At 70.8% G+C, this 8242-nt stretch carries 6 protein-coding genes and 1 pseudogene; 2 read left to right on the top strand and 5 right to left on the bottom strand.

What is annotated here, in order from left to right; genetic code table 11:
* Positions 1–109, top strand: a pseudogene (locus PKD06_RS17530) (helix-turn-helix domain-containing protein); the annotation flags it as partial.
* Entirely contained in the window at positions 106–1467 is a 1362-nt protein-coding gene (locus PKD06_RS17525; RefSeq protein WP_324382385.1) for a sensor histidine kinase, read from the top strand. The pseudogene PKD06_RS17530 and the gene PKD06_RS17525, both read left to right, overlap by 4 nt.
* Positions 1468–1669: 202 nt before the next feature.
* Here the strand turns inward: PKD06_RS17525 and PKD06_RS17520 are convergent, their stop codons facing one another.
* The 5 genes from PKD06_RS17520 to PKD06_RS17500 form a co-directional block, all read right to left on the bottom strand.
* Entirely contained in the window at positions 1670–2491 is an 822-nt protein-coding gene (locus PKD06_RS17520) for an ATP-binding cassette domain-containing protein (RefSeq protein ID WP_324382382.1), read from the bottom strand.
* 28 nt (positions 2492–2519) lie between these two features.
* Entirely contained in the window at positions 2520–4478 is a 1959-nt protein-coding gene (locus PKD06_RS17515) for a MacB family efflux pump subunit (protein WP_324382381.1), read from the bottom strand.
* The gene (locus tag PKD06_RS17510; protein ID WP_324382379.1) at positions 4475–5677 is read right to left on the bottom strand and encodes an efflux RND transporter periplasmic adaptor subunit; all 1203 of its coding nucleotides are present in this window, start codon (positions 5675–5677) and stop codon (positions 4475–4477) included. Before PKD06_RS17510 ends, PKD06_RS17515 begins: the two co-directional genes overlap by 4 nt.
* The gene (locus tag PKD06_RS17505) at positions 5677–7353 is read right to left on the bottom strand and encodes a cyclic peptide export ABC transporter (RefSeq protein WP_324382377.1); all 1677 of its coding nucleotides are present in this window, start codon (positions 7351–7353) and stop codon (positions 5677–5679) included. Before PKD06_RS17505 ends, PKD06_RS17510 begins: the two co-directional genes overlap by 1 nt.
* On the bottom strand, positions 7350–8242 hold an 893-nt coding region (locus tag PKD06_RS17500), incomplete at its 5' end, for an iron chelate uptake ABC transporter family permease subunit (RefSeq protein WP_324382375.1). The genes PKD06_RS17500 and PKD06_RS17505, both read right to left, overlap by 4 nt.

Here is an 8242-nt window from a genome sequence, read left to right as displayed (position 1 = left end):
CGACGTCAATGCCGTCGAGGCGCTGCTCGCCCGGCTTCGGCGCAAGATCGGCAGCAGCGTCATCGAGACCCGCCGCGGCCACGGCTACATCATTCCGGCCTCGCCTTGAGCTTCCGCTCGCTCCGCCTCCGGCTCGCCGTCGCGGCCTCGCTCCTGATCGCGCTGGCCCTGGCGCTGGCCGGGCTCGGCCTCGTCCTGATCTTCGACCGCATCCTCGATTCGAGGACCGCGGAGGAGCTGGACCGCACCGCGAAGCAGCTCGCGGGACAGGTCTCTCTCGGGCCCGGCGGCAGCCCGGTCCTCGCCGCCGAGCCGCCGGATCCGCGCTTCGCCGCCCCCTATGGCGGCCTCTACTGGCAGATCTCGGCCCGGTCAGGGCAGGAGCTGCGCTCGCGCTCCCTCTGGGACGCGAAGCTCGATGGGGCGGCTCTCGCAGGCGCCCCGCCCGCCCCGGCGGCTTTCGACCTCGCGGGCCCCGACCGGCAGCGCCTGATCGCGGTGGCCCGCCGCGTCGTGCTCGAAGGCGGCGTGACCGACGCGCCGCTCACCGTCGCGGTCGCGATCGACCGGGCCGATCTCGCCGGGGCCCGCGCGGACTACCTGCGCCTCCTCGTTCCCTCGCTGGTGGCGCTCGGGCTGGTCCTCGCCCTCGCCATGTGGCTCTTCGTGGCCCGCGCCCTGGCTCCGTTCCGGGTCCTTCGGGAGGAGCTGCGGGCGCTCCAGGGGGGCCGCAGCACGGCCCTCCCGGGACATTTCCCGAACGAGGTGCAGCCGCTCGTCGACAGCCTCAACCGGATGATCGCGATGCAGGAGCGCGCGCTCGCCCGCGCCCGCACCCAGGCCGGCGACATGGCGCACGGGCTCAAGACACCGCTTTCGGTGCTGCAAGCGGTGGCGCGCCGCGTCGCGGACGAGCGGCCCGACTTGTCGCGCACGATCGAGGAACAGAGCCTCGCCATGAGCCGCCAGGTCGAGCGCTCGCTCGCGAGGGCTCGGGCGGCAGTCTCGCGGCGGCTGGCCCGGCAATCCTGCCTCGTCCTGCCGGTCGTCGAGAGGATGGTCGGCACGCTGGGGCGCCTGCCCGATGCATCGTCCCTGCGCTGGGAGGTCTCGGTCGATCCCGCGCTGACCTATCCCGGCGACGAGGGCGACCTGACCGAGCTGCTCGGCAATCTCCTCGACAATGCCCGCAAATGGGCCCATCGCCGCGTGCTCGTGACCGGCGGGCAGCCCGAGGGCGAGGCCGAACTCGGCATCGCGGATGACGGGCCGGGGATGGGCGGGGAGGCGCTCTCGCGCATCGCCAGGGGCCGGCGCTGGGACGAATCCGTGCCCGGCACCGGCTTCGGCCTCGCCATCGCGGCCGATATCGCCGAGGAGACGGAGACCCAACTCTTCCTCGACCGGTCCTCCCTGGGAGGATTGAGGGCGCGGCTCCGATGGGCGGCGGATTCGAACAGGCCCTGAGGCGGTTGCGCAAGATTTCCCAGTGCGACAGGTATTGAGGCAGGGTGCCGGCCGGGGACAGCGCGGACCTGCTGTTCCTCGTTCGGCTTCAGGCGCGCGCGGCTCGACCTGCACAACACGTCCAGGATCGAGATCGCGTTGACACCCGTCCTGCTCGCGAGGTCGTTCGCTCCCCGCCCCATCAGCTTCGTGTGCTGGCGTGTCAGCATACGAAGCTGATGGGATGTCGTGAGGCGGGATGGGACATCACGCCCATGGCGATGCCGTAGATGGAGTGCAGGCAGTCGGGCGTCATGATCTCGTCCGGCGCGCCGCGGGCGACGAGGCGGCCGGAATGCAGCGCCAGGATCTCGTCGCAGAAGCGGGCCGCCATGTTGACGTCGTGCAGCACGACAACCACGCCGAGCCCCCGCTCCTTCGACAGGCGATGGACCAGCGACAGGACCTCGACCTGATGGGCGATGTCGAGGGCGGAGATGGGCTCGTCGAGCAACAGGCATTCGGCATCCTGCGCGACCAGCATGGCGAGCCAGACGCGCTGGCGCTCGCCGCCGGAGAGGGTGTCGACGAGGCGGTCGGCGAAGGGCTCGATGTCGGTCAGCGCCATGGCTTCCTCGACCTTCGCCCGGTCGACCTTTCCGAAGCGGCCGAGGGCGCCGTGCCAGGGATAGCGGCCGAGCGCCACCAGCTCCCTGACCAGCATCCCGGAGGCGGGCGGCGTGGCCTGGGGCAGATAGGCGACCTTGCGGGCGAAGGGGCGGTCGCCCCACTCCTTCAGCGCCTTGCCCTCGAAGCGGATCGTGCCGAAGGAGGCCGGCTGTTGGCGAGCGAGCAGCTTGACCAGCGTCGACTTGCCCGAGCCGTTATGGCCGATCAGCCCGACGACGCGCCGGGCCGGCAAGGTCAGGGTCAGCGGCTCCAGCAGAGCCCGCTCGGGAATGGCGAAGCCGACGCCGTCCAGCTCGAACAGGGGCTCACCGATGGCGGGGTCGGTCGGCGCCGCAGGTTCAGGAACGATTTGCAAGACAGATCTCATGGCGCAGCCTTCGATCTCACTCCCGCGACAGCGCCGCGACGGGCTCGAGGCGCGCGGCCCGCAGGGCGGGCCAGAACCCGAAGATCACGCCCGTCAGCACGGCGCAGGCGAGCGCGCCGAGGATCGCAAGGCCCGAGAAGACGACCGGCATGGCGAAGACGAACGCGGCCCCGAGGCCGGCCACGATGCCGAGGCCGGCGCCGAGAAGGCCGCCCACGCCCGAGACCATCATCGCCTCGGTCAGGAACTGGCGCAGGATGTCGGCCGTGCGCGCGCCGGTCGCCATGCGAATGCCGATCTCGCGCGTGCGCTCGCTCACCGTCATGAGCATCACGTTCATGATGCCGATGCCCCCGACCACGAGCGAGATCGCCGCCGTGAAGCCGAGCAGCAGGGTCAGGGTGTTCTGCGTCCTGTCCTGCGCCACGATCGTCGCGGCCTTGTTGAAGACGCGGAAGTCGCGCACGCGATGCGCTCTCTCAAGGACAGCAGTGATTTCCGCCGCCGTCCGGTCGGCTTGAGACAGGTCATCGACCAGGACCGAGATCCAGGACAGGTTCTCCTTCCCGAACACCCGCACGCTGCCCGTCGGGAAAGGAAAGACGATCGTGTCGTCGTCGTCGCTGTCGCCGGAGAGCGCGCCCTTCGAGGAGAGAACGCCGATCACCTGGAACGGCACGTCATCGACGAGGATCATCCGCCCGACCGGGTCGGAGCCGTCCGGGAAGATGCGCGCGGCGAGCCTCGTGCCGATCACGGCAACGGTCGCGAGCGAGCGCTCGTCCTCCTTCGTGAAGAACACCCCGCTGTCGAGGGACCAGTGCAGGATGCGCGGGAAATCCGTCGTCACCGCGACCCCCGAGGTCGGATAATCGACATTGCCCGCGCGCACGACCACGTTGCCGTGGAGATAGGGCATGGCGGCGGCGACGTTCGGCACGCCCCGGACGAGGGCGGCATCGGCCGGGAGGAGCCGGCCGCCGGGTCCGCGGCTGCTCTCGCCGCCCGGGATCACATACATGCGGTTGGCGCCGTAGATCGCGAGCTGGGCGAGCACCTTCTCCTTGGCGCCCTCGCCGATCGCCAGGAGCGCGATCACGGAGGCGACGCCGATGATGATGCCGAGCAGCGTCAGCGCCGTGCGGAAGGGCGCGGCCGCCAGCGCCCGCCCTCCGGCATGCAGCGCCTCGCGCATGCCGGAGACGAGCGAGGCGCCGGAATCCCGGCGGGGCGCCTCCGGCAGGCCGGCGCGCGGGCCGGTCTCTCCCCCGGTATCGGAGACGAGCATGCCGTCGCGGATCTCGACGATGCGGTGCGCCGCCTCGGCGATGGCGCTGTCATGCGTGATCAGGATGACCGTGTGTCCCTCGGCCGCGAGTTCCGAGAGGAGCGCCATCACCTCGGCGCCGATCGCGCTGTCGAGCGCGCCGGTCGGCTCGTCGGCGAGGATGACGCAGCCGCCGTTCATCAGCGCGCGGGCGATCGAGACGCGCTGCTGCTGCCCGCCCGAGAGCTGGCCCGGGCGATGGTCGCCGCGATGCGACAGGCCGAGGCGATCGAGAAGAGCGAGGGCCCGCGCGCGCCGCTCCGCGGGCGGCATGCCGGCATAGGTCGCCGGGATCTCCACGTTCTCCGTCGCCGTGACGGTCGGAATCAGGTTGTATTGCTGGAAGACGAAGCCGAAGGCCTCGCGCCGCAGCCGCGCGAGGTCGTCGCGAGAGAGCGCCGCGACGTCCCGGCCGGCGAAGCGATAGGTGCCGCCTGTCGGCGTGTCGAGCAGGCCCAGGATGTTCATCAGGGTCGACTTGCCGGAGCCCGATTGGCCCATGACAGCGACGAACTCGCCGGCCCGAATCGACAGCGAGAGGCCGCGCAGCACCTCGACGGCGAGGGTCTCGCCGGTGACATAGGTCTTGCGCAGGTCGGCTAGCTCGATGAGCGGGGCATCGTCGCGCCGAGGATGCGGGCGGCTCACAGGCGGAACCCCACGAGCGAAGGGCCGTTCGCCCCCGGCTTGCGGCCGGTGACGACGCGCTCGCCCTCCTTCAACCCCGAGACGATCTCCGCCTGGAACCGCGTCCGCAGCCCGACCGTGACCCGGCGCCCGCTCTCTCCCGCGCCGTCGACCACCGTGACGATGGCGCTCTTGTCGTCGCTGGCGCGAAGGGCCGCGACCGGCGCGATCAGGGCGCCCTTCGCCGAAGCCGTGACGAAATAGACCTGTGCCGTCATCTCGGGGCGCAGGTCACCGCTCGTGTTGTCGACGTCGAGCAAGGCCGTATACAGCACGACGTTGCCGGCCGGGGACGACGCGGCCGCGCCCGTGTCGCTTTGGCCGGGGGGCCGCTCCGGCTTCTGCGGCGCGGGCAGGATCTGGCGCAGGGTCGCGCTCCAGCGGCGCTCGCCGTGGCCCAGCGTCGTGAAATAAACCGGCATGCCCACCTTCAGCCGCGTCACGTCGGCTTCCGAGACCTGCGTCCAGACCGTCATGGCGGCGAGGTCGGAGATGCGCATGATCTGCGGCGTCGAATAGGCCGCGTTGAGGGTCTGGCCCTCGCGCGCCTCGACCGACACCACCGTCCCCGCCATCGGCGCGTAGATCCGGGTGTAGCCGAGGGCGACCCGGTCGGCCTTCAGGGTCGATTCCATCTGCCTGATCTGGGCACGGATGGCGTCGGCCTTCGCGGCTGCCGTCCTCGCGTCGCGGTTGCTCCCGTCGTAGGTCTGTTTCGACGCCGCATCACTCGCGACGAGCCTCGCGTAGCGTCCGAGCGTCGCCTCGGCATAGGCGACATTGGCCTGCTGCTCGACGAGATTGGCGTTGTATTGTGCGAGCTGGGCCTCGTCGGCATCGACCTTCGCGGCCTGGACCTGCGGATCGATCTCGGCCAGCAACTGGCCCTGCCGCACGGAATCGCCGATCCGCACGAGGATGCGCTGCAACTGGCCCGAGGCCTGCGCCCCGACATCGACATAGGCGCGCGGCTGGATCTTCCCCGTCGCCGTCACCGTCACCTCCAGATCGCCGCGCGTCACGACAGCGGCCAGCACGGTGTCCGAGCGGGCACCCTCGTCCCGGCGGACGAAGAAGACGCAAGCGCCCACGCACAGCACCGCAGCCGCGATCCAGGCCGGCCGCCGCCAGACCGGGCGTCCCGGTGCCGTCGCGCGCATCAGGGCCGGCCGCCGGAGACGAGGGTTGGCCGGCGGGTCGGGCGGTCCTCGACGATCCTGCCGCTCGCCATGCGGATGACGCGGTCGGCGACATGGAAGTAGCGGTCGTCATGGCTGATGGCGACGAGGGTCTTGCCCTGCGCCTTCAACTCGGGGAGCAGCTCCTCGTAGAAGACGCGGCGGAACTCGGGGTCCTGGTCGGCCGCCCATTCGTCGGTGACGATGACCGGGCGGTGCTCGAGATAGGCCTGGACGAGAGCAAGGCGCTTGCGCTGGCCCGTCGAGAGGTCCGTGGTCGTGAAGCGCTCGCCTTCAAGCCGGACCCTGTGCGCGATGCCGAGCCGCTCCAGATGCGGCTGCGCCTCGTCCGGCAGCGCGCCATAGGCGAGATCGTCGAAGAGGTAATAGTCCGAGAAGATCGTCGTGAAGAGCTGGCGATAATCGTCGCGCCGCTCCGGCCCAACCGGCTCGCCGTCGAGGAGAAGGGAGCCCTGCTGCGGCACGTAGAGGCCGAGCAGCAGCTTGATCAGCGTGGTCTTCCCGCAGCCGTTCTCGCCGACGATGAACAACAGTTCTCCACCATGGATCGTGAGGTCGACCGGGCCGAGAGCGAAGGGCGCGATGCCATCCGTCCTCGGAAAGGCATAGGAGACGCCGCGCAGCTCGATCGACCGGATCGGCGGCGGGGCCCGCTCCGCCGCCGCGATTGGAATGTTCGGCTCGTGCTGGCCCAGCTCGGCCGACAGCGCGGCGATCCGCGCGAAGGAGATGCGGGCCTGATCGAAGAGCGGCAGCGCGGTGGCGATCTGCTCGACCGGCCCCTTCACGTAGAGCAGCACGATGACGGCGCCGCTGATCACGCTGGCGTCGATCCCAAGGCGCGAGCGTCCGGCCAGCAGGAGGCCGATCGCCACGAAGAACACCGCCGTCCCGCCCGCATCGGCGAGCCAGAACAGGCGCATGGCGCGGCTCTTGAGGGCGGCGATGCGGTCGGCCGCGCCCGAGAGCAGGAGCCCGTGCACGCGGCTGCGGCGGGGCCGGCTGATCTTCAGCTCCTTCGCGCCGTCCGTGATCGCCCGGTACTGCTTGTGCAGGCTGTCCTGCGCCTCCCGCACGCCTTCATAGTCGCGGATCCAGCCGCGCCGCGAGATCGTGTTGATCACGATCCCGGCCGCGAGCGAGACGAGCGCCACGAGGAAGACGGCCGGCGACAGCGTGAGCAGATAGACGAAGCTGCCGACGGTGACGGCGAGCGCGATGGCGTAGCCCGAGAAGCTGAAGGTGAAAGCCGAGACGGTGTCGACATCGCCGGTCAGCACCGACATCAGCCGCCAGGAGCGATGCGTCTCGAGCGTGGCGATCGGCGCACGCAGGATGCGGGCCGAGATGTCCTTGCGCAGGCTCGCGATGATCCTCTGGCCGACGATGCTGTTGCCGATGCCGGCGATCGCCGTCCCGCCGACGCTCAGCACGCACAGCCCCGCGAAACGGGCGAGCAGCGACCATGTCGCCTCGCCCTCGTGCAGCCCGGCATTGATCGTGGCGAGCAACCAGGCCGTCGCGAGGCCGCCGAGGATTCCGACGGCTGTCGCAAAGGCGACGAGCGGCCAGAACGGCCGCAGCAGCCGGACGACCTCGCGCAGGAGAGTGCCTGCCCCGATTCGGTTCGTGCTCATGCGGCCGACCTTCGCATGAGCACGAAAAAATACGGGCCGCCGATGAAGGTCGCGAGCAAGCCAGCCGGGACCTGCGAGGGGTACAACAGGTTGCGCCCGAGCCAATCGGCGATCACCATGATGAGGGCACCGAGGATCGCAGCACCGAAAAGCTGCTCCATGGGCCGGTGCAGGCCGAGCATCCGCGCCATGTGCGGCGCCATCAGCCCGACGAAGCTCAGCGGGCCGACGATCAGCGTGGCGGCGCCCGTGAGGATCGCCGCCATCACCAGGAGGGCGAGGCGGCTCGCCGGAAGGTTCACGCCGAGGGCCCGCGCCGGGGCCTCCCCGAGCGGCAGGATCGTGAGCCAGCGCGAAAGGAGCGGCACCAGCAGGAGCGCGCCGAGCAGGATCGCCCCCGCCCAGGTCGCCTGCGCTGCGTCGACGCGGTAGGTCGAGCCGGAGAGCCAGGACATGGCTGCGCCGAGCCGCGGATCGCCGCTCGCCATCAGGAAGGAGGTGACGCCGCCGAGGCAGGTGCCGAGCGCGATGCCTGTGAGGAGCATGTGCTGCGGCGAGAAGGCGTTGCGACGGCCGAGGGCGAGCATGGCGAGCAGGGTGGCGAAGGCGCCCGCGCTTGCCGCGCCGAGGAGCGTGCCGCCCTTCGGCGCGGGCATGATCAGCAGCAGCAGGAGGGCGGCCAGGGAGGCTCCCGACGAGATGCCGAGAATCTCGGGGCTCGCCATGGCGTTGCCGGTGAAGCGCTGCATCAGGGCGCCCGCGACGGCCAGCATGGCGCCGGCCGAGAGGGCCGCGGCGACGCGCGGCGCGCGCAGATGAAGGAGCGGTTGCAGATCGCTCCACGCATCGAGGCGCCAGCCCTCGACGCCGCGCGCGAGATCGAGCGCCG

The sequence above is a fragment of the Enterovirga sp. genome, assembly GCF_035325185.1.
In the GTDB taxonomy this organism is placed as follows: Bacteria; Pseudomonadota; Alphaproteobacteria; order Rhizobiales; family Beijerinckiaceae; genus Enterovirga.
This window is presented reverse-complemented; position numbering and strand designations above follow the sequence as displayed.

What these genes read in the sequence shown, in the direction of transcription:
- PKD06_RS17510 (WP_324382379.1), bottom strand. Translation starts at nt 5,677, where the DNA reads ATGCGCGCGACGGCACCGGGACGCCCGGTCTGGCGGCGGCCGGCCTGG.
- PKD06_RS17505 (WP_324382377.1), bottom strand. Translation starts at nt 7,353, where the DNA reads ATGAGCACGAACCGAATCGGGGCAGGCACTCTCCTGCGCGAGGTCGTC.